Source organism: Methylotenera sp., from assembly GCF_036401095.1.
GTDB lineage: Bacteria > Pseudomonadota > Gammaproteobacteria > Burkholderiales > Methylophilaceae > Methylotenera.
Map to the genome: position 1 here is coordinate 209,841 of NZ_DASWWA010000001.1, position 19,410 is coordinate 229,250.

At 46.4% G+C, this 19,410-nt stretch carries 20 protein-coding genes; 18 read left to right on the plus strand and 2 right to left on the minus strand.

Going from position 1 to position 19,410, the window contains the following annotated elements; translation table 11 throughout:
- Positions 1-19 precede the first annotated feature (19 nt).
- The 14 genes from VGD82_RS00940 to VGD82_RS01005 all read left to right on the plus strand — a co-directional run bounded on the left by VGD82_RS00940 (position 20) and on the right by VGD82_RS01005 (position 12,663).
- Positions 20-1,045 (plus strand): KpsF/GutQ family sugar-phosphate isomerase, encoded by a 1,026-nt coding sequence (locus VGD82_RS00940; RefSeq protein WP_331018600.1) that lies wholly within the window; start codon positions 20-22, stop codon positions 1,043-1,045.
- Positions 1,046-1,606 carry an HAD family hydrolase gene (locus VGD82_RS00945; protein ID WP_331018601.1) on the plus strand — a complete coding sequence of 187 codons (561 nt, stop codon included), beginning with the start codon at positions 1,046-1,048 and terminating at the stop codon, positions 1,604-1,606.
- Positions 1,607-1,674: 68 nt separating this feature from the next.
- Positions 1,675-2,382 (plus strand): LPS export ABC transporter periplasmic protein LptC, encoded by a 708-nt coding sequence (lptC, locus tag VGD82_RS00950; protein WP_331018602.1) that lies wholly within the window; start codon positions 1,675-1,677, stop codon positions 2,380-2,382.
- On the plus strand, positions 2,375-3,061 hold the full coding sequence (gene lptA / locus VGD82_RS00955; protein ID WP_331018603.1) for a lipopolysaccharide transport periplasmic protein LptA: 687 nt from the start codon (positions 2,375-2,377) through the stop codon (positions 3,059-3,061). The genes lptC and lptA overlap by 8 nt, the downstream gene beginning before the upstream one ends.
- Before the next feature lie 36 nt (positions 3,062-3,097).
- The gene (gene lptB / locus VGD82_RS00960) at positions 3,098-3,820 is read left to right on the plus strand and encodes an LPS export ABC transporter ATP-binding protein (RefSeq protein ID WP_331018604.1); all 723 of its coding nucleotides are present in this window, start codon (positions 3,098-3,100) and stop codon (positions 3,818-3,820) included.
- On the plus strand, positions 3,817-5,394 hold the full coding sequence (locus VGD82_RS00965) for an RNA polymerase factor sigma-54 (RefSeq protein WP_331018605.1): 1,578 nt from the start codon (positions 3,817-3,819) through the stop codon (positions 5,392-5,394). Before lptB ends, VGD82_RS00965 begins: the two co-directional genes overlap by 4 nt.
- 145 nt (positions 5,395-5,539) lie before the next feature.
- Positions 5,540-5,866 carry a ribosome hibernation-promoting factor, HPF/YfiA family gene (gene hpf / locus VGD82_RS00970; protein WP_015833100.1) on the plus strand — a complete coding sequence of 109 codons (327 nt, stop codon included), beginning with the start codon at positions 5,540-5,542 and terminating at the stop codon, positions 5,864-5,866.
- Positions 5,867-5,902: 36 nt separating this feature from the next.
- Positions 5,903-6,844: an HPr(Ser) kinase/phosphatase gene (gene hprK / locus VGD82_RS00975; RefSeq protein ID WP_331018606.1), complete on the plus strand. Its 942-nt coding sequence runs from the start codon at positions 5,903-5,905 to the stop codon at positions 6,842-6,844.
- Positions 6,845-6,886: 42 nt separating this feature from the next.
- A complete protein-coding gene (rapZ, locus tag VGD82_RS00980) occupies positions 6,887-7,720 on the plus strand; it encodes an RNase adapter RapZ (protein ID WP_331018607.1) in 834 nt (277 codons plus the stop codon).
- Positions 7,721-7,757: 37 nt separating this feature from the next.
- On the plus strand, positions 7,758-8,183 hold the full coding sequence (locus tag VGD82_RS00985) for a PTS sugar transporter subunit IIA (protein WP_331018608.1): 426 nt from the start codon (positions 7,758-7,760) through the stop codon (positions 8,181-8,183).
- Between the two features lie 26 nt (positions 8,184-8,209).
- A complete protein-coding gene (locus VGD82_RS00990) occupies positions 8,210-8,479 on the plus strand; it encodes an HPr family phosphocarrier protein (protein ID WP_331018609.1) in 270 nt (89 codons plus the stop codon).
- Positions 8,476-10,242: a phosphoenolpyruvate--protein phosphotransferase gene (ptsP, locus tag VGD82_RS00995; protein WP_331018610.1), complete on the plus strand. Its 1,767-nt coding sequence runs from the start codon at positions 8,476-8,478 to the stop codon at positions 10,240-10,242. The genes VGD82_RS00990 and ptsP overlap by 4 nt, the downstream gene beginning before the upstream one ends.
- 14 nt (positions 10,243-10,256) lie before the next feature.
- Positions 10,257-10,598 carry a DUF4870 domain-containing protein gene (locus tag VGD82_RS01000; protein ID WP_135278778.1) on the plus strand — a complete coding sequence of 114 codons (342 nt, stop codon included), beginning with the start codon at positions 10,257-10,259 and terminating at the stop codon, positions 10,596-10,598.
- A 37-nt stretch (positions 10,599-10,635) separates the two neighbouring features.
- The gene (locus VGD82_RS01005; RefSeq protein WP_331018611.1) at positions 10,636-12,663 is read left to right on the plus strand and encodes a M3 family metallopeptidase; all 2,028 of its coding nucleotides are present in this window, start codon (positions 10,636-10,638) and stop codon (positions 12,661-12,663) included.
- Between the two features lie 94 nt (positions 12,664-12,757).
- Here the strand turns inward: VGD82_RS01005 and VGD82_RS01010 are convergent, their stop codons facing one another.
- On the minus strand, positions 12,758-13,393 hold the full coding sequence (locus VGD82_RS01010; RefSeq protein WP_331018612.1) for an HAD family phosphatase: 636 nt from the start codon (positions 13,391-13,393) through the stop codon (positions 12,758-12,760).
- Positions 13,394-13,590: 197 nt separating this feature from the next.
- Between VGD82_RS01010 and xth the strand changes: the two genes are divergently transcribed.
- Positions 13,591-14,361, plus strand: coding sequence for an exodeoxyribonuclease III (gene xth / locus VGD82_RS01015; RefSeq protein WP_331018613.1), 771 nt, complete (start codon positions 13,591-13,593; stop codon positions 14,359-14,361).
- Here xth and VGD82_RS01020 read toward each other — a convergent pair.
- Entirely contained in the window at positions 14,348-16,837 is a 2,490-nt protein-coding gene (locus VGD82_RS01020; RefSeq protein ID WP_331018614.1) for a penicillin-binding protein 1A, read from the minus strand. The two genes, xth and VGD82_RS01020, sit on opposite strands and share 14 nt — an antisense overlap.
- 199 nt (positions 16,838-17,036) lie before the next feature.
- Between VGD82_RS01020 and VGD82_RS01025 the strand changes: the two genes are divergently transcribed.
- From VGD82_RS01025 to VGD82_RS01035, 3 genes are read left to right on the plus strand one after another with little or no spacing between them, the layout of a single operon-like run.
- Positions 17,037-18,110 (plus strand): pilus assembly protein PilM, encoded by a 1,074-nt coding sequence (locus tag VGD82_RS01025; RefSeq protein ID WP_331018615.1) that lies wholly within the window; start codon positions 17,037-17,039, stop codon positions 18,108-18,110.
- On the plus strand, positions 18,107-18,706 hold the full coding sequence (locus tag VGD82_RS01030; RefSeq protein WP_331018616.1) for a PilN domain-containing protein: 600 nt from the start codon (positions 18,107-18,109) through the stop codon (positions 18,704-18,706). Before VGD82_RS01025 ends, VGD82_RS01030 begins: the two co-directional genes overlap by 4 nt.
- Positions 18,703-19,377, plus strand: a complete 675-nt coding sequence (locus VGD82_RS01035; RefSeq protein ID WP_331018617.1) for a type 4a pilus biogenesis protein PilO — start codon at positions 18,703-18,705, stop codon at positions 19,375-19,377. Before VGD82_RS01030 ends, VGD82_RS01035 begins: the two co-directional genes overlap by 4 nt.
- The last annotated feature ends 33 nt before the right edge of the window (positions 19,378-19,410 follow it).

Genomic DNA, 19,410 nt, shown 5'->3' on the forward strand with positions numbered 1-19,410 from the left:
TTTAAGTGTAGATAAAGTTATGGTGTCGTCGACGCAGATTACAAAATCAAGTGAATTAAGCAAATCGCAATTAGGCGATCAGGCGCAGACGCTCGCCTTGGCAAAAGAGATTTTGCAGCTAGAATCCAGTGAGATAGAGGCGTTGGCGCAACGTTTGGATCGTCGTTTCAGTGAAGCGGTTTCCTTGATTTTGCAGTGTAAAGGGCGTGTGGTCGTCACTGGCATGGGTAAATCCGGCCATATCGGCGGAAAAATCGCATCTACACTGGCAAGTACGGGGACGCCCGCCTTTTTTATGCATCCTGCGGAGGCTAGTCATGGGGATTTAGGCATGATCACCGCGGGTGACGTGGTGATTGCGCTATCCAACTCTGGTGAGAGTGATGAGGTGCTGGCAATTGTTCCACCCTTAAAGCGCTTGGGTGCCAGCATTATTGCGATTACCGGTAATGACAGTTCTAGCTTGGCAACTGCTGCAGATATCCATTTGAGCGCGCATGTGAGCAGGGAGGCTTGCCCCTTGGGTTTAGCCCCTACTTCCAGTACTACGGTAGCACTGGCGCTGGGTGATGCATTGGCGTTGTGTGTACTGGATTTACGAGATTTTACCGCTGAGGATTTTGCAAGGTCGCACCCGGGGGGTAGTTTAGGGCGCCGTTTGCTAGTACATGTCTGTGATGTGATGCGTACCGGTGATGGTGTGCCGCATGTGCCTGAGTTTGCTAGTCTGGCAGAGGCTTTGCTTGAGATGTCGCGCAAGGGGCTGGGGCTGACGGCAGTAGTGAATGCTGAGCATCAGCCAGTCGGTATTTTTACCGATGGTGATTTGCGCCGTGCTTTTGCGCAAAATGTGAACGTGATGACGGCCAAGATTCTGGATGTGATGCATGTTAACCCTAGTACCATTCATCAAGATCAGTTGGCGATTGCCGCGGTTGAAATTATGGAGCAGCGTAAAATTAACGGCCTGCTGGTTGTGGATGCTGCTGGACATTTGGTGGGCGCATTAAATATGCATGACCTTTTATTGGCAAAGGTGGTTTAGGTGAGCGGTGCAGAAAAGAATCTAGAGCTAACGCAGCGCCTGAAGCAAATTCGCTTGCTGGTGCTGGATGTAGATGGTGTGATGACCGATGGCGGTTTGACTATAGGTGATGATGGCCAGGAGTATAAGACGTTTCATGCGCACGACGGTTTGGGTATGAAGTTGTTGAAAGCTACGGGTGTTAATGTGGCTATTATTACGGGTCGCACCTCCGAAGTGGTAAAGAAGCGTGCAGAAAATACTGGCGTTGAACATTTTTACCAAGGCGCAGAAGATAAACTGGCTGCCTTGCAGGATTTAATGAAACGAACTGGCTTGGCTCCTGAGCAATGTGCTTTTATGGGAGATGATGTGGTTGATTTGCCACCAATGTTGCGCTGTGGCTTGGCAATTGTTGTGCCAGACTCACCAGATTTGCTGCTTAAGTACGCGCACTATGTCACCCAGAAAAAAGGTGGGCGCGGCGCTGTGCGTGAAGTCTGTGAGTTGATTATGCAGGCGCAAGATACATTTGACGGGCAAATGGCACAGTTTTTAACACAAGCTAGCATTGCGAACTAAGTGGAAAACGTTACCGGCATGGATAAACGGTTAATACTGTCTGGCTTGAAAAGCGTGAGTGTTTAGGTATGCAGCTAGGTACAAAATCTGCAATTGTTTTTCCATTGGTCTTGCTGCTGCTGTTAGCTTTGCTGACGTTTTGGATTAATAAGGCAGTGCAGCCGTTGGCGCCTAAGCTAGATGGCAGCAGCCGTCATGATCCTGATTACATCATGCATAACTTTGTGACCACGCAAACCGATGTTAATGGTGCACTACGCTATAAACTTGCTGCGGAGGAAATGAAGCATTTTCCAGATCAAGACTCCACAGACCTAGTTAAGCCGCGTTTTACTCGGTTTGCGAAAGATAAGCCTTACACCAAGCTGGAGGGTGATACCGGCAAAGTTTCCAGTGATGGTGAGCAGGTTGATGTTTTGGGTAATGTGCTGGTGCTACGGGAAGCCTTTGGTGAAAAGGGTGTCATGACGATAGAAACCGAAGCCCTAAAAATCTTGCCTAATGAAGAGTACGCAACCACAGATAGACCTGTAGTAATTAAGCAGGCGCCTGGCACGGTCGTGTACGCAACCGGGATGATTTACGAACAAAAGCAGCAAACAGTGACTTTGCTACACAAAGTGCGCGCACATTATGAGCGACCCACGACAAAGGCAAAAAAAGCACTGACACCAGACACCAAAAATGACGCCCCAGCTAAGGCTAAAAAGCCAGTTTTGGGCGCTCAGCAAGATAAACCAATTAACCATGCGCGCATTCGGAGACGCTATGAATAGGCAGCCTTTTATTATTAATATCAGTACATTATCGACGCTTCTGTTGTGTGGATGCTTGTTGTTGGGTGTGGCCGGACGCGCTTGGGCAGAAGCGGCTGACCGTGATAAGCCTATTGATTTAGAGGCGGATACGATGAAGGTCGACGATGCCAAACAAATCAGCACTTACAGCGGCAACGTGATTCTTACTCAAGGCACATTAGAGATACACGCTGATAAGTTAGTGGTGCGTGAGGATAAAGAGGGTTTTCAGCACAGTACTTCTTTAGGCAACCCTACCACTTTTAGACAAAAGCTTGAGGGTAAGAGCGAATACATTCAGGGTAGTGCTCAGCGCATTGAGTATGACGGGCGTATGGATAAAGTACAGCTCTATACTAAAGCGTGGGTGAAGCGTGGTGAGGATGTGGTGCATGGTGATTACATTATGTACGATGCTAATGCTGAGTATGCCGAGGTAATTGGTGGTAATTCGCAGTCTGCGACACCGGGCTCGGGCCGCGTGCGCGCTGTAATTCAACCTAAAAACAAAAAAGCACCAGTGGAAATTAAACCGGTGGAACCTGCTCCTAAGGCTAAACCTGAAAGCTCCAGTGGTAATGGCTCGATTCCTACAGTAAAAGACGCAAGGTTCAGCCGCACCTTGGAAGTCAGTAAAAGTGCTGCCAGCGCTCAATAATTTTTGAAACGATAACTGCATGATAAGTGAACAACGATGAGCGAATTAACTGTAGAAAGTTTGCGTAAATCCTACGGTGCCCGCACGGTAGTGCAGGACATCTCTTTAACGATTAAAAGTGGTGAGGTCGTAGGCTTGTTGGGTCCTAATGGCGCAGGTAAAACCACCAGTTTTTACATGATTGTGGGTTTAGTAGCGTTGGACGCAGGAAAAATTGCGCTGGATGGTGCAGATTTAAGCCATATGCCGATTCATATGCGGGCCAGAATGGGCTTGTCCTACTTGCCGCAGGAAGCTTCTATCTTTCGTAAATTAACAGTATCTGAAAATATTTTAGCCATATTGCAACTGCAGGATATCTCTGAAGAGGAAATGTCCGCGCGTTTGGAGTCATTGCTTGAAGAGTTGCACATTACGCATATCCGCGACAGTGCTGCCGTGAGTTTGTCTGGCGGTGAGCGTCGCCGCGTGGAAATTGCACGTTGCTTGGCATCAGACCCAAGTTTTATCTTATTGGATGAGCCCTTTGCCGGCATTGACCCGATTGCTGTGATTGATATTCAGCAAATTATCCGTTTTTTAAGTGCGCGCAATATTGGCGTGTTGATTACTGACCATAATGTACGTGAAACCTTAGGTATCTGTGATCGCGCTTATATTGTGAACCAAGGGCATGTGTTTGCTTCGGGCGTGCCAAGTGAAATTGTGGCAAACGAAAGTGTACGTGAAGTGTATTTAGGTAAAGATTTCCGCCTATGAAGCAAGGTTTACAGCTAAAGTTCTCACAGAATCTATCCCTGACTCCGCAGTTGCAGCAGGCGATTCGCCTATTGCAGCTTTCCACGCTGGAGTTGAATCAAGAGATAGATGTGCTGATGCAGACCAATCCCTTGCTCGAGCGCGGTGATGACACCGAAGATGAATACGGCAATGCCGTCGAGCCAATAACTGATGGTGCTGACTTGTCACCCCCCAGCCTTGATGCTGGTGAGGCCAAATCGGATGCTGAAAGTTTTGATGCTGAGTATGTAGAGTCTGCCGGTGAGTTCAGTGGCTCAGAATCCAGCATGTCTGGAGTTGCTGATGCGTCTGAGTCTGCAGAGCTTGATGCGCCTAATGCAGAGTACGCGGATACATTCTCCGCTGAGTTTAATGATGAGTTTGATGAGTTTTCAAACGGTAGTCGCTGGGATGAAAACACCATGCCAGCCGATGATGACAGTGACTTCAAGCCCCAAGAAACCCTGCAAACTAGCTTGCGTGAGCACTTACTCTCTCAGCTTAAATTGATGCCATTATCGGAACGTGATCAGTCGCTTGCGCTAATGCTAGTAGACAGTATTAACGATGATGGCTATCTGGAGCAGTCGCTAGAAGAAATCGCGGAGCTCATGCCTGAAGAGCTTGAAATCGATGCGATTGAATTACAAACAGCGCTGCGTCATGTTCAGCATTTAGATCCGCCCGGGGTAGGTGCGCGTAGCTTAAGCGAGAGTTTGCTGCTGCAACTGGATGTATTGCCCAAATATACCCCGCATTTGGCATTGGCCTGTTTAGTTGCAAAGCATTACCTGCCGGTATTGGCCTCGCGTGATTTTGTAAAGCTGCGTAAAGAGCTGGGCTGTGATGAAACAACCTTAAAACAGGTGCAGCAGTTGATTACCAGCTTAAACCCACGCCCTGGCAGTGCGTTTAGCCATATAGGCTCAGAGCATTACATACAGCATGAAGTAATTGTCAAAAAAGTAAAAGGTATCTGGATTGCAAGCTTGAATGACAGCGTGATTCCTAAACTGAAAATCAATCAGCTGTATGCCGGTATCTTGAAGCGTAACCGCGATAGTTCCAGCCAATATCTGCAAAGCCAGATGCAGGAAGCCAAGTGGATGATTAAGAATATCCAGCAGCGCTTTTCTACCATTTTGCGTGTATCGCAGGCGATTGTAGACAGGCAGCGTAATTTCCTGGAGTACGGTGAGGTTGCCATGCGACCGCTGGTATTAAGAGAGATTGCTGATGAACTTGATTTACACGAGTCAACCATTTCACGCGTGACCACTAATAAATACATGCTGACGCCACGCGGCATTTTTGAGCTTAAATACTTTTTTGGTAGCTCGGTGGCAACTGATGCGGGTGGTACCTGTTCAGCAACTGCGATTCGTGCCTTGATCAAGCAACTGGTGGACCAAGAAAACCCAAGAAAGCCGTACTCTGATAATCAGATCACCGATTTACTGGCAAAACAAGGAATTGTGGTCGCTCGGCGCACAATTGCAAAGTATCGTGAGTCTATGAACATTGCGCCGGCAAGCTTGAGAAAATCCTTATAAGTTGATTGTTGAAGTCTCTGCAAAAAATTGTTCAATTCCTTGCCACAGACCCAATGAAAAGTTGTAAACTGAAATTGTTCTGTAAGTCTTAATCACGAATCTCTGACAATTAATATTTGCGGAATATTTTCAAAAGGAGCAAGTCATGAATTTACAATTAACAGGTCATCATTTAGAAATTACGCCCGCTTTACGTGACTATGTCACCAGTAAATTAACTAAAATCAGCAATCACTTTGATCATGTGATCGATGTCAAGGTGACCATGAGTGTCGAAAAGCTGGCTCAAAAGGTTGAAGCTACACTGCATGTGCCTGGTAATGATTTACACGCAGAATGCCAAGATGAAAATATGTATAGTGCAATCGATATGTTGACCGACAAGCTGGACCGTCAAGTGGTGAAACATAAAGAGAAAAATACGAATCATCACAAAGCGAATGGTGCAGTTAAGCATCAAAACATTGACTGAGTTTTTTAGTATTTAATTCTTTTTGTTACCTTAACTATGGCTCAATTTAACGTCGCTGAGCTATTCAAACAAACCCGCCGTAAACTCAAGTTAAGTTGGGTTGCAGGACTCAACGGCGGGTCAAATACTCTCACTAGCGAAACAGTTACTAAACCATCTCTGGCTCTGATAGGCCATCTTAACTTTGTACATCCTAACCGAGTGCAGGTGTTGGGTTGCGCTGAGATGGACTATATTACCAATTTGCCCACTGCTGACGCAGGGCGTGCAATTAATAATTTATTTTCTACCGACCTAGCCGCTGTCATTGTTGCTAACGGGGAAAAAGTACTTGATATATTATTGGCAGCAGCCAATCTTCACAACGTTCCATTATTTACTTCTACTTTACGCAGCCCTGAGCTCATGGATATTTTGAGCCACTTCTTGGCGCAGGCGATGGCTGAAACTATCAGTGTGCATGGCGTGTTTATGGAGGTGCAGGGTTTTGGCGTGCTGCTTAAAGGCGAAGCGGCTATCGGTAAAAGTGAGCTTGCATTAGAGCTGATTTCACGCGGACACCGCTTGATTGCCGATGATATTGTGGACTTCTTCAGGATATCGCCTGAACGTATTGAAGGCCGTTGTCCGCCCTTGTTAGAGGACTTTCTGGAAGTGCGCGGCCTGGGTATCTTAAATATACGTGCATTGTTTGGTGATAACGCGGTTAAGCCTACCAAGCCTTTAGATTTAATTATTCAGCTAGAAAAAGCAGATCTGCAAACTTTGCAGATGCTGGATCGACTAAGTATTAAAACCCAGCATGAAGAGGTGCTGGGCTTAAAAGTGACCAAGGTTCATATACCAATCGCTGCGGGGCGCAATATTGCTGTGTTGGTTGAAGTGGCCGTGCGTAACCATATGCTGCTGCTGCGTGGGGTAAACGCCACTAAGCAGCTAATGCAGCGCCAGCAGCGCGCGATGAAGCAGCACAAGTAATTTCTGTACCGACTCATCAACAACAATGACTCATTAATACCAATGAAACAACTGATTATTGTCACCGGGCTTTCTGGTTCAGGTAAAAGTATTGCATTGCGCGCACTGGAAGATAGCGGCTATTACTGTATCGATAACTTGCCTGCTACCATGCTGGATACGATAGCTGAGCATTTAGATGCGAACCGTCAACGCATTGCGATTAGTATTGATAGCCGCAGTGCTGCGATTGAAACCCTGCCGGTGCACATTGACCAGCTCAAGGCGCAAAATATTGATGTGCAGGTGTTGTTTTTAGAGTCAAATGTGGAAACTCTGGTCAAACGCTTTAGTGAGACTAGGCGTAAGCACCCGTTGAGTGAGGCCTCCATCACGCTGGCCGAAAGCATAGCGCTGGAGCGTGATTTGCTAGGTGGCCTAGGTAGTCTTGGACATGTGATTGACACTAGCTATTTGAGCGCCAATACCCTGCGCGGCTGGGTGAAAGAGGTGGTTTCTATTGAGCATACAGGCCTGACCTTGTTATTTACCTCGTTTGGCTTTAAGCATGGCATTCCGTTGGATGCGGACTTTGTGTTTGATGTGCGCTGCTTGCCCAACCCACATTACGACCCTGCATTACGTGATCTGACTGGGCGTGATGAAAAGGTGCAGGACTTTTTAAAAGATCATGCAACCGTGAACGATATGATGCATGATATTAGAAGTTATGTTGAGAAATGGTTGCCATGTTTTGTACTGGATAACCGCAGTTACCTGACTGTGGCGATTGGCTGTACAGGTGGTCAGCATCGTTCTGTGTATTTGGTGGAAATGTTGAGTCTGTACTTTAAAGATAAACAAAAGGTCTTAACGCGACACCGAGAATTGAAGTAAGGCTGAGAGTTAAAATAAATAGGATTGGTATTAAACAATGATAGGTATTTTGATTGTGACGCATGGTGCACTGGGCGAAAGCCTGATTGCATGTGCCAACCACGTGCTAGGCGGTGCGCCGGCGCAAACTGCCGCATTGGCGGTAAATAGTCAGGATGACCCCAATATTATGCTGCCCAAGGCTCAGGCTTTGGTTGCAGAGCTAAATAGCGGGGATGGCGTACTGGTGCTGTCGGATATGTATGGGGCAACGCCATGCAACATTGTCACCAAATTGATACAGCCCGGCATTGTGGCCGGTGTAGCTGGCATTAGCTTGCCTATGTTGGTGCGCGCCATGACGTATCGGCAACAGCCGCTTGCTGTCGTTGTAGAAAAAGCTATCAGTGGCGGTCGCGAGGGTGTGGTGCAGTTCACTGGCCAGCAGTGCGAGCGTTATGAGCCAGAACCCTCCAATCAATAGATTTTACAAATAACTAGGTCCAAAGCATGATTAGTAAAGAGCTGGAAATTATTAACAAACTAGGGTTACACGCACGTGCATCCACCAAGCTCACGCAAGCCGCTGGTAAGTTTGCAAGCGAGGTGTGGATTACGCGTAATGGCCGCCGTGTTAACGCCAAAAGCATTATGGGTGTAATGATGCTGGCGGCAGCAAAAGGCTCTATGGTGACCTTGGAGGCCAGTGGCGCTGACGAGGTTTCAGCCATCGACACATTGGTTGACTTGATTAATAACCGTTTCGGTGAGGATGAATGAGTAATTTAACCAATCCAAGCTTTAGTATTCATGGCGTAGCTGTTTCCAGCGGCATTGCCATCGGGCAGGCACATCTTGTGTCGAATGCTTTGCTGGAGGTTGTGCATTATCAATTACCTAAGCATCTGATTGAAACTGAAATTGATCGCTTTAGTGAGGCGATTGCCAGTGTTAAATTTGAACTGGAACAAATTAACCATAGTTTGCGTAAAAATGCGCCGGCAGAGCTAAGTGCATTTGTGGGTACGCATCTGATGATGCTGGAGGACAAGTCTTTAACTGAAGTGCCTCAAGATATTATCAGGCGTGAGCAATGCAATGCCGAATGGGCCATCAAGCTCCAAATGGATGATATCGTTGAGCAGTTTGAGCAGATTGAAGATGTCTATTTCCGTGAGCGGAAGCAAGATGTAGTTCAAGTTGTTGAGCGTATCATCAAAGCCTTGTTAGGGCACCCGAGTCAATTGAGCAGTGAGCAGCAAATTAGCGCCATGCATCAGGAGCGTAAGCTGATTTTGGTGGCTCATGATATTTCACCGGCCGATGCGATTCAATTTAAGCAGCATCAGTTTGCCGCATTTATTACCGATGTAGGCGGCGTGACTTCGCATACCGCCATTTTGGCACGTAGCCTTAATATTCCATCCATCGTTGCTTTGCAGCGTGCACGTGACTTAATCAACGACGGTGAATTGATTATTGTCGATGGCAATTTGGGTATCGTCATTGTTAGCCCATCCAAAGAGATTCTGGCCGAGTACAAACTGCGCCAGGATCAGTGGGAGCTAGAGCAGCAGAAGCTGAAACGAATCAAAAGCACCAAGGCGGTGACCATTGATGGTGTTAGCATCGACTTGCTGGCCAATATTGAGGTGCCGGAAGACGTGGCCGCGGTAAAGCTTGCTGGAGCTACCGGCATAGGTTTGTATCGTACCGAGTTTCTCTTTATGAATCGTCACGATACGCCTGACGAAGAAGAGCAGTTCTTGGCGTATAAAGCCGTAGCTGAGGCAATGAAGGGCGCCCCGGTCACTATTCGTACCTTGGATATAGGTGCCGATAAGCAGGTCAACTCTGATACGGTTGTAAGCTGCGCTAACCCGGCATTGGGTTTGCGTGCAATTCGTTTATGTTTGGCTGAGCCGCAACTCTTTCATACTCAGTTGCGTGCTTTATTGCGTGCGTCGCATTATGGGCACATCAAAATTTTAATTCCTATGCTGTGTACGCTTTCCGAGTTAAGGCAAACCAAGTTGTTGTTAGAGCGTGCCAAGCAAAGTTTACGCAAAGACAATATCCCGTTTGATGAAAACATTACCTTGGGCGGCATGATAGAGATTCCTGCTGCGGCGATTAATGCTGAGGCGTTTGCCAACGAGCTAGATTTTCTGTCAATCGGCACTAATGATTTAATTCAATACACGCTGGCGATTGATCGTACCGATGACGCGGTTGCGCATTTGTATAACCCGCTGCATCCTTCCATCCTCAAATTGATTTCGATCACAATTAAAGCCGGTATCAAGCTGGGCAAGTCTGTATCGGTCTGTGGCGAGATGGCAGGTGATGCAAGATTCACCAAATTGTTGTTGGGCATGGGGCTACAGCAGCTGTCTATGCATCCTTCACACATTTTGAGCGTCAAGCAGCAAGTATTGCATAGCCAATTGGCTGAGCTCAAGGTGCAGGCACGTAAAGTTTTAAACTTAACTGATATAGAAAAAATTGAACTCAATCTTGCTAAGTTTAATCAGATTCAATAAGGAGAGGGCTGGTCATGAGTAACGCACTATTCGTTCCAAGTAATGATGATAAAAACATCGCAACCATTACCCATTTAAGTGGAGTGTTGTTTTCGTTTATTCCCTCTCTAATTGTATGGTTGTTAAAGAAAGACGATAACGAGTATTTATCAGCACAGGCCAAAGAGGCATTGAATTTTCAAATCACTATCCTTATCGCGCAATTTGCCGCAGGTGTGTTGATAGCTATTTTGGTGGGTTTTTTGCTGTTGGGAATTATTTGGCTGTTCAATGTTGTTTTATGCATTGTTGCCGCCATCTCTACTAGTAATGGCGAGACTTATCGTTACCCACTGTGCCTACGTCTGATCAATTAGCGCGTCTTATCAATTAATGCAGTTTTAAGGATTACCTGTGTCAAACCCATTATTACATTTTGCTGGCTTACCAAAATTTAACGAAATCAAACCCGAGCATGTGAGCCCGGCGGTGGATAGTTTAATTGCGGAAGGGCGCGCTCTGGTTGAAGAGTTAGCGACCAGTACTGAAGCACCAACCTGGCAAAATTTTGCAGTTAGGCTGGAAGATCATAGCGAAAAACTAGGTCGTAGCTGGAGCCAGGTTGGCCATATGAATGCCGTGGTGAATAGCCCTGAGCTACGTGAGGCGTATAACGATAACTTAGCTAAGTTGACAGACTTTTACAGTGATGTATCGCAAGATGAGCGCTTATATGCAAAATTTAAAGCGATTCAATCAAGTGCTGCCTTTACTACGCTGAGCGCTACACAGCAAACTATTATCAATAAAGAAGTGCGCGACTTTAAATTAGGTGGTGCAGAGTTACCGGCTGAGCAAAAGGTTAGGTTCAAAGCCGTGAGTGAGGCACTATCTAAGCTGGGCGCTAAGTTTGAAGAAAACATACTCGATAACACTAATGATTTTAAGCATGCGGTCGAGAGTCTGGCAGATTTGGCCGGCTTGCCGGAAGATGCAATTGAAGCAGCACAAGAGGCAGCTAAGGCAGATGGTAGGCAAGGTTACCAGTTTAGCCTGCACTTCCCGTCTTATATGCCGGTACTGCAATATGCAGATAATAGAGCGTTGCGTGAGGTTTTATACCGAGCCTACGCCACACGAGCTTCTGAGCTGAGTAAGCCTGAGTGGGACAACACAGAATTGATTCGCGATATTCTTAAACTGAAGCAAGAAGAAGCGCAATTGCTGGGCTTTAATAACTTTGCAGAGCTGTCACTCGCAACCAAAATGGCAGATACCCCTAAGCAGGTAACGGATTTCCTTGATACTCTAGCTAAGCGTGCCAAGCCTTATGCACAACAAGACATGCAAGCACTTACGGCTTATGCTAATAAACTCGGTATTACGGATATGCAAGCTTGGGATGTTGCCTATGTCAGTGAAAAACTGCGCCAAGATAAATATGCATTCTCTGACCAAGAGGTAAAACAATATTTCCCTGAGCACAAAGTGCTGGCTGGTTTGTTTAAGGTAACAGAAACCATTTTTGGTGTGCACGTGCGTAAAGTAGATGCGCCGGTATGGCATCCTGATGCCAGCTTTTATGAGATAAGTAACGCTGAAAATCAACCGATTGCTTACTTCTACCTAGATCTTTATGCGCGTAACCATAAACGTGGTGGTGCATGGATGGATGAGTGCATTAGCCGCCGCCAGCGTGCCAACGGCGTAGAGTTACCCGTGGCCTATTTAACCTGCAATTTCTCAGCACCGGTGGGCGGTAAGCCTGCGCTGTTTACCCACGATGAAGTCATCACGATGTTCCACGAGTTTGGGCATGGTTTGCATCATATGCTTACGCAAGTGGATGAGTACGGCGTATCCGGCATTAAAGGTGTGGAGTGGGATGCTGTAGAGTTGCCTAGCCAGTTTATGGAGAACTTCTGCTGGGAATGGGAAGTACTGCGCCAGATGACAGAGCATGTGGATACGGGCGCGCAATTGCCGCGTGAACTATTTGACAAAATGGTGGCTGCGAAAAACTTCCAGGCAGGTATGCAAATGGTGCGCCAAATCGAATTTTCACTATTCGATATGCGCCTACATGGTGACTTTGACCCTAATGGCAAACTCACCGCCTTAGACTTGATCGAACTGGTGCGTGATGAAGTGGCTGTGATGCGCCCTCCACAATGGAACCGCTTCCCTAACAGCTTCACGCATATTTTTGCCGGTGGTTACGCGGCGGGTTACTACAGCTATAAATGGGCTGAGGTGCTATCTGCCGATGCCTATAGCCTGTTTGAGGAAATGGGTGTGTTGTCTGGCGAAGCGGGTACCCGTTTTAAAAATGAAGTACTTGCTAAAGGTGGCAGTCGCCCCGCAATGGAGTCCTTTGTTGCATTTAGAGGACGAGAGCCGAGTTTGGATGCGCTATTGCGCCATAGCGGCATGGCCTCCTAAGCTTCACTCTGCTTTGGTAGGAGTTACGTAAGCTGGCAACTTTAATTTATGCAGTGGCGTAACTCCATTACTAAATGTGTTCAGGCTTAAGCCATTAAATGCAGTTTAACCAGTCCCGCAGGCTGTTGACTACTTGATGGCAGTGCTCTCTTACAAATTCACTGGGCTGCTTAAGGTCTGGCACCACTACAACTTTTAACCCAGCGGCAATCGCTGCTCGTGCGCCCATTTCACTATCTTCAAAGGCAATACATGCATCAGCAGGTACGCCTAGTTTTTTAACCGCAAGTAAATAAATATCTGGATTAGGTTTTCCTCGTTCCACCTCTTGTCCACTGGTGATTTGATGAAAGTAATCACTTACACCTGCTTGGCTTAAGCGCTGGGTAATGTGGTGTGTGGCGGAAGAGGATGCAACGCTACAAATAATATCGTGGGCTTGGTAGTGTTTTAGTAGCGCGTGTACACCAGGCTTTAGCGGGAATGTATTGTTCAAGCTTGCTAATTGGGCGTCTAAGCCCTGCATTACAAGATTAAATCGTTCCGTGCCGCCTAATTGCGCCGTCATAATGCGTGTGGAATCTGGTCCCGCACGACCAATCAGCTCCACATATTGCTCCTGACTGTAGGTCAAGCCTACTTGTTGTGCTGCGCTGATGCAGGCTTGCATGATGATGCGCTCTGAGTCAATCAGCAGACCATCCATGTCAAATATTGCGGCTTTTATCACTGGTTAGCTTTTCTAAACTGGTTTTCTAAAAATGTGGACTTTATCATATGGCGTTGACCGCTAGCCAAGGTATTTTCTTAGAGATTATTGACTGCGCTGCGAAGTATTTAATATATGGAATCAGATTTTTGACTCACGTATAGGCGCATGCTAGAGTTGCGCACCTAAGTCCCTTCACTTATTTCTATCTTAAGCCTATGAAACTCGCCACTTGGAACGTCAACTCGCTTAATGTGAGATTACCGCATGTAGTTGATTGGTTAACTGCAAATCAGCCGGATGTGCTATGTTTGCAAGAAACCAAGCAGGAGGATAGCAAGTTTCCTTATGCTGCGTTTTCTGAACTTGGCTATCATGCCGTACATATCGGCCAGAAGACCTACAATGGCGTCGCTATTTTAAGCCGTCATCCTATCCTCAATGTACAGCACAATATCCCTAATTTCGATGATGACCAGCAGCGAGTGATTGCCGCTAATATTAATGGTGTAAGGATAGTGTGCGCTTACATTCCAAATGGGCAGGCTGTAGGCTCTGACAAGTATCAGTACAAGTTGCGCTGGCTATCTGCTTTAAATGAATGGCTGAAGGGTGAGTTGGCGCAACACGCTAAATTGGCGCTGTTGGGTGATTATAATATTGCACCTGAAGACCGTGACTGCCATGACCCTGTGGCTTGGGAAGGGCAGATATTGGTCTCGCCATTGGAGCGGGAAGCTTTTAGTCGCTTGGTGAGTTTAGGGCTGAGTGATAGTTTCCGCCTTTTTGAGCAGCCGGAAAAAAGCTTTAGTTGGTGGGATTATCGCATGATGGGTTTTAGGCGTAATTTTGGTATGCGCATCGACCATATACTAGTTAGCGATGCGCTGAAAACACTCTGTGCCGCTGCGTATATAGACAAGGCGCCCCGTAAGCTAGAGCGCCCATCCGACCATACCCCGGTTGTGTTGGAGCTTAATGCGGGTTAAGTAGCTGCTGCACTTGGTCTACAGTTTTATGAGTGCTCTGCTCTTTGCCGTTTGCAGTGTCAGCTGGTTTCGCCGCTCTGTTCGCACCGGATTCTTTTCTAGGTAGCAAAGTAATATCAGGTTGCAGCATCTGCTGCGGCTGACTTGGTGGCAGGGCTTCACCGCCTTCTAGCATGCCCGGTAAATCGGTCTCAACTTCGGGAGGCGGGTTCTCGTGATAGAAATACTCGTAAATACCATTCTCATCATTGTCAGCCCTGATACCGGTGGTTGGGTCTATACGTAGCGCCATCACCCCATCGGGTACTGGCATATCGGTTTGAGGTACGTTTCTTAGGGCGCTTGCCATATATTTGATCCAGATTGGCAGGGCTGTTGAGCCGCCGGTTTCATTACGGCCTAAGCGTCTTGGTTTGTCGAACCCCACCCAGGTTACCGCTACTAGTTTAGGGCTGTAGCCTGTAAACCATGCGTCATAGTGATCGTTGGTGGTGCCGGTTTTACCGGCCAGATCGCTGCGTCCAAGCTGTGATGCTTTGGCTGCAGTACCGTATCTCACCACGTCTTGCATCATCGAATTCATGATAAATGCGTTGCGTGCATCAATTACGCGTGGCGCGTCGTTTTTAGCGGTCACGAATTTGCTTTGGCTGATTACCTTGCCATTTTGGTCAACAATTTTGGAGATTAAGTAAGGGTTAACACGGTAGCCGCCATTAGCAAAAATGGCATAAGCGCTGGCCATTTGCATTGGGGTTGCCGAGCCCGCGCCCAAAGCCATGGTCATGTAGGCTGGGTGGTTTTTTGCAGCAAAGCCAAAGCGCGTAATGTAGTCCTGCGCATAGCCCGGGCCGATGCTGTCTAGTACGCGTATCGCAACCATGTTTTTTGATTTTGCTAGTGCCTGTCTTAATCGAATAGGGCCGTCAAAAGTGGCGTCATAGTTCTGTGGCGTCCATTCTTTATTGCCAGTTTCTTCGGATGAGAAGCTAAGTGGCGCGTCTTCAACAATCGTTGCTGGCGTGTAGCCCTTTTCTAAAGCGGCAGAGTAAATAAACGGCTTGAAGCTAGAGCCGGGTTGGCGCCATGCTTGGGTGACATGGTTAAATTTGTTACGGTTAAAATCAAAACCGCCAACCAGCGCGCGAATTGCACCGGTTTCAGGGTCGATGGAAATCAGTGCCGATTCAACTTGCGGCAATTGCGTTACGCGCCATTGACCCGATTGAGTAGATGGCGAGGAGTTAACAATGCGAATGACCGCGCCAATTTTTAATAAGCGCTTCTCAGGCTTCTTCTCATTCAGTGTGTTCTGAATCAATGCTAGGCCTTTGCCATTGATTTCAACATCATCTCCGTATTTGGTATGCACGGTGATAGATTTTTCTGAAATTTTGGTAATGGCAGCTGGAACTAGCCCGTTTGAGACATCAATGTCACTAAGTGCTTCTGCAATTTGCTCTTTGTCGGCATCACTCACAGCCGTGTTGAGGTTCAGTACCTTTTCGGGTCCGCGGTAGCCTTGTCGTGCATCGTAATCCAAAATACCATCTCTAAGCGCGCTGTTTGCCGCTTCCTGATTGGTTTTACGTACGGTGGTGTAGACTTTTAATCCGCTACTGTAAATTTCATCTTGGTAAGTTGCATATAAGCTTTCTCTTACCATTTCGGCAACGTAGTCAGCAGATAAGTCACGAGACTGTCTGGATGCCTTAAATCTAAGTGGTTGATTAAGCGCTTTTTTGTAAACAGACTCTTCAATAAAGCCGTAGCGCTGCATATCGCGCAATACTTCCATTTGGCGGGCAATCGCGCGTTTGGGATGAATGTATGGGTTGTAGCCAGATGGTGCTTTAGGTAAGCCTGCAAGCATAGCGGTTTCCGCTAGGTTTAGCTTCTCTAGAGGCTTGCCAAAGTACACCTGTGCCGCTGCTGCAAAGCCGTAAGAGCGTTGGCCTAGGTAGATTTGGTTGATATATAGCTCAAGAATCTTATCTTTACTTAAGTTATTCTCGATTTTAATGGCAAGTAAAGCTTCGTTGATTTTGGTGCCCAGTGTGCGTTTGCCATTAGGTTTGGTGAAAAAATTCTTGGCAACCTGCATGGTAATGGTGCTGGCGCCCTCATGGCTAACGCCGGTGAGGTTGTTCTTAATCGCGCGCAAGATGCCTTTAGTGTCAATGCCACCGTGCTGATAGAAGCGACGGTCTTCAATGGCAAGTACCGCATCTTTCATGTTTTTCGGTACATCTGCGATTTTGACGTATGCGCGCCGCTCCTCACCAAACTCCTCAATTAAGTAACCATCTTCTGAGTACACTCTTAATGGCAGTTTGGGGCGATAGTCTGTGAGCGTTTCAAGTGATGGCAGGCTGGGGTAAATGATTGCAACGGCAATCCCTACAAAAGCAATGGCAGATAGGCCGCTAACAATGATTGTTAACAAGAGATAGTGCCACCATTTGTTTGGAGTCATGGGCGATTTGATTTCTATAAACTAAAAATATAGGGTTATTATAAATTGCTATGGATGCTGACGCGAATAAACTGAGTGATAAAGCTTAAAAAAATGAATAAATTAAAAATTGCTTTACAGGGTTTAAAGTTGTTGCTAGGATTTAATGTAAATTATTAGAAATGTTCGTAACTAACGAAATCAGAAAAGGAATTTCAATTTGAAATTCAGCTTTTTTACAGAATCGGTACCCCCGCTAGTCGGCATAGATATAAGCTCAACCTCAGTAAAAATGGTTGAGCTTATTAGTGATGGGCGCGGAGGTTACAAACTTGAGAATTATTCAATCTCCCCCCTTGCCAAAGATGCCATTGCAGATGGTAACGTTGGTGACCTTGAAAAGGTTGCTGATGCTATCAAGTTGGGATGGAAGCTACTCGGCTCTCGTGAGAAGCGTGCCGCATTGGCCTTACCTTCATCCGCAGTAATCGCCAAAAAAGTCATCATGTCTGCCGATCTGCGCGAAGAAGACATGGAAGTTCAAGTAGAAGCTGAAGCTAATCAATATATTCCCTTTTCACTCGATGAGGTGAATATTGATTTTCAAGTGCTTGGTCCCGCCCCCAATAATCCAGATGAAGTTGAAGTTCTAATCGCTGCTGCGCGTAAAGAGAAGATTGAGGATCGCGTTGCCGCGGCCGAAGGCGCTGGGTTGAAAGTGATTGTGATGGATGTGGAGTCTTACGCAACAGAGGCTGCGTATACCTTAGTTTCTAGTCAGCTACCTAATTCTGGGCGTGAACAGACTGTGATGATTGTGGACGTTGGGGCAACGATGATGCACATTAATGTGCTACATAATAACGCACCCATTTATGCACGCGAACAGAGTTTTGGCGGTGCACAACTAACACAAGAAATACAGCGTCGCTTCGGTTTGTCACAAGAAGAGGCTGAGATCGCTAAACGTAAAGGCGGCTTGCCTGAGAGTTACGAAAGTGAAGTGTTACAGCCCTTTGTGCAGTTGCTGGCGATGGAAGTTGCCAGGGCCTTGCAGTTTTTTACAAGCTCTACGCAATATAATCGTGTTGACCATATTGTGCTGGCAGGCGGCTGTGCTTCCATTACAGAAATTGCTTTAACGGTGCAAGATCGCACCCAAGTCAATACCATTGTTGCTAATCCATTTCATAGCATGGCGATGAGTGCCAAAGTGCGGGCACAGCAAGCCGCAACAGATGCCCCTGCATTATTAATTGCCTGTGGGCTTGCCATGCGGGGGTTCGCAATATGATACGCGTCAATTTATTACCACATCGCCAAATAAGACGTGAAGCCAAACAACGTGAATTTGGATTGATGGCCTTATTTACTGCCGTTGCAGCCTGTGCGATTTTGTTTGTGGCTTACACTATTATCAATAGTAAAGTGGAGTCTCAGTTAGAACGTAATCAACGTCTTAATAACGCTATTACAAAGTTAGATAAAGAAATCGCTGACATTAAAGATTTGCGAGAGCAAATCAGCGCAATGCTCGAACGTAAGCAAGTGGTTGAGAATTTGCAGACAAACCGTAGCCAGGCCGTGATAGTTTTTGATGAACTCAGTCGCCAGCTACCAGAAGGCATGTATCTCAAAAGTATTAAACAAGAAGGTAAAGTCATTACTATCGAAGGTGTCGCGGACACCAACGCTAGGGTGGCGACATTGGTGCGTAACTTTAACCAGTCGAATTGGATGGAGTCGCCTATCTTGATAGAAATTAAGGCAATTACTGTTGGTGCCCAAAAACAGAATCTATTTACACTTAAAGTGAGTTTGAAAACGCCAACAACCGAAACAGATGATGCAGGTGCTAAAGCGAAAGCTGGAAGTGCGAGAAAATCATGAAGTTAGAAGATTTTAATAATATAGATATCAATAACGCTGGCAGTTTGCCAGCGCCAATGAAAGCAGTGCTTCTCGGGGTTGTTTTTCTTGTATTGCTCGCATTAGGATACTATTTGTTGTTAAGCCCGGCAATGGAGACGTTAGATACAGAAAAAGCAAAAGAAGAGGAGCTAAGGAAGGTCTACTTTGATAAAAAAAGTCAGGCGATTAATTTAGCTGCATATCAGGCGCAGATGGTTGAAATTGAAAAGACCTTTGGCGCGCTATTGAAACAATTGCCTGATCGCTCTCAAATTGACGGTTTATTAACCGATATTAACCAAGCCGGGTTAAGTCGTGGTTTGGAGTTTGAGTTATTTAAACCGGGGCAAGAAACGCAGGCAGAGTTTTATGCGGAAATGCCTATATCTATTAAAGTTACCGGTACCTATCACGATTTAGGTGCTTTTGCGACTGACATCTCAAAATTGTCACGCATCGTTACGCTGGGTGACGTTTCTGTCGCGGGTAAAAATAAAGACGCTAAACCTGATGCTAAGGTTGGCCCTAATGATAGCGGCTTGGTAATGGAAGCAGTTGCAAAGACTTATCGATATTTGGATGCTAGTGAAATCGCAGAAAAACGTAAAGCTGAGAGCGAAAAAGCTAAAGCAGATAAGAAAGGTAAATAGTAACCGTGGCTGACATTATCAAACGAATATTTG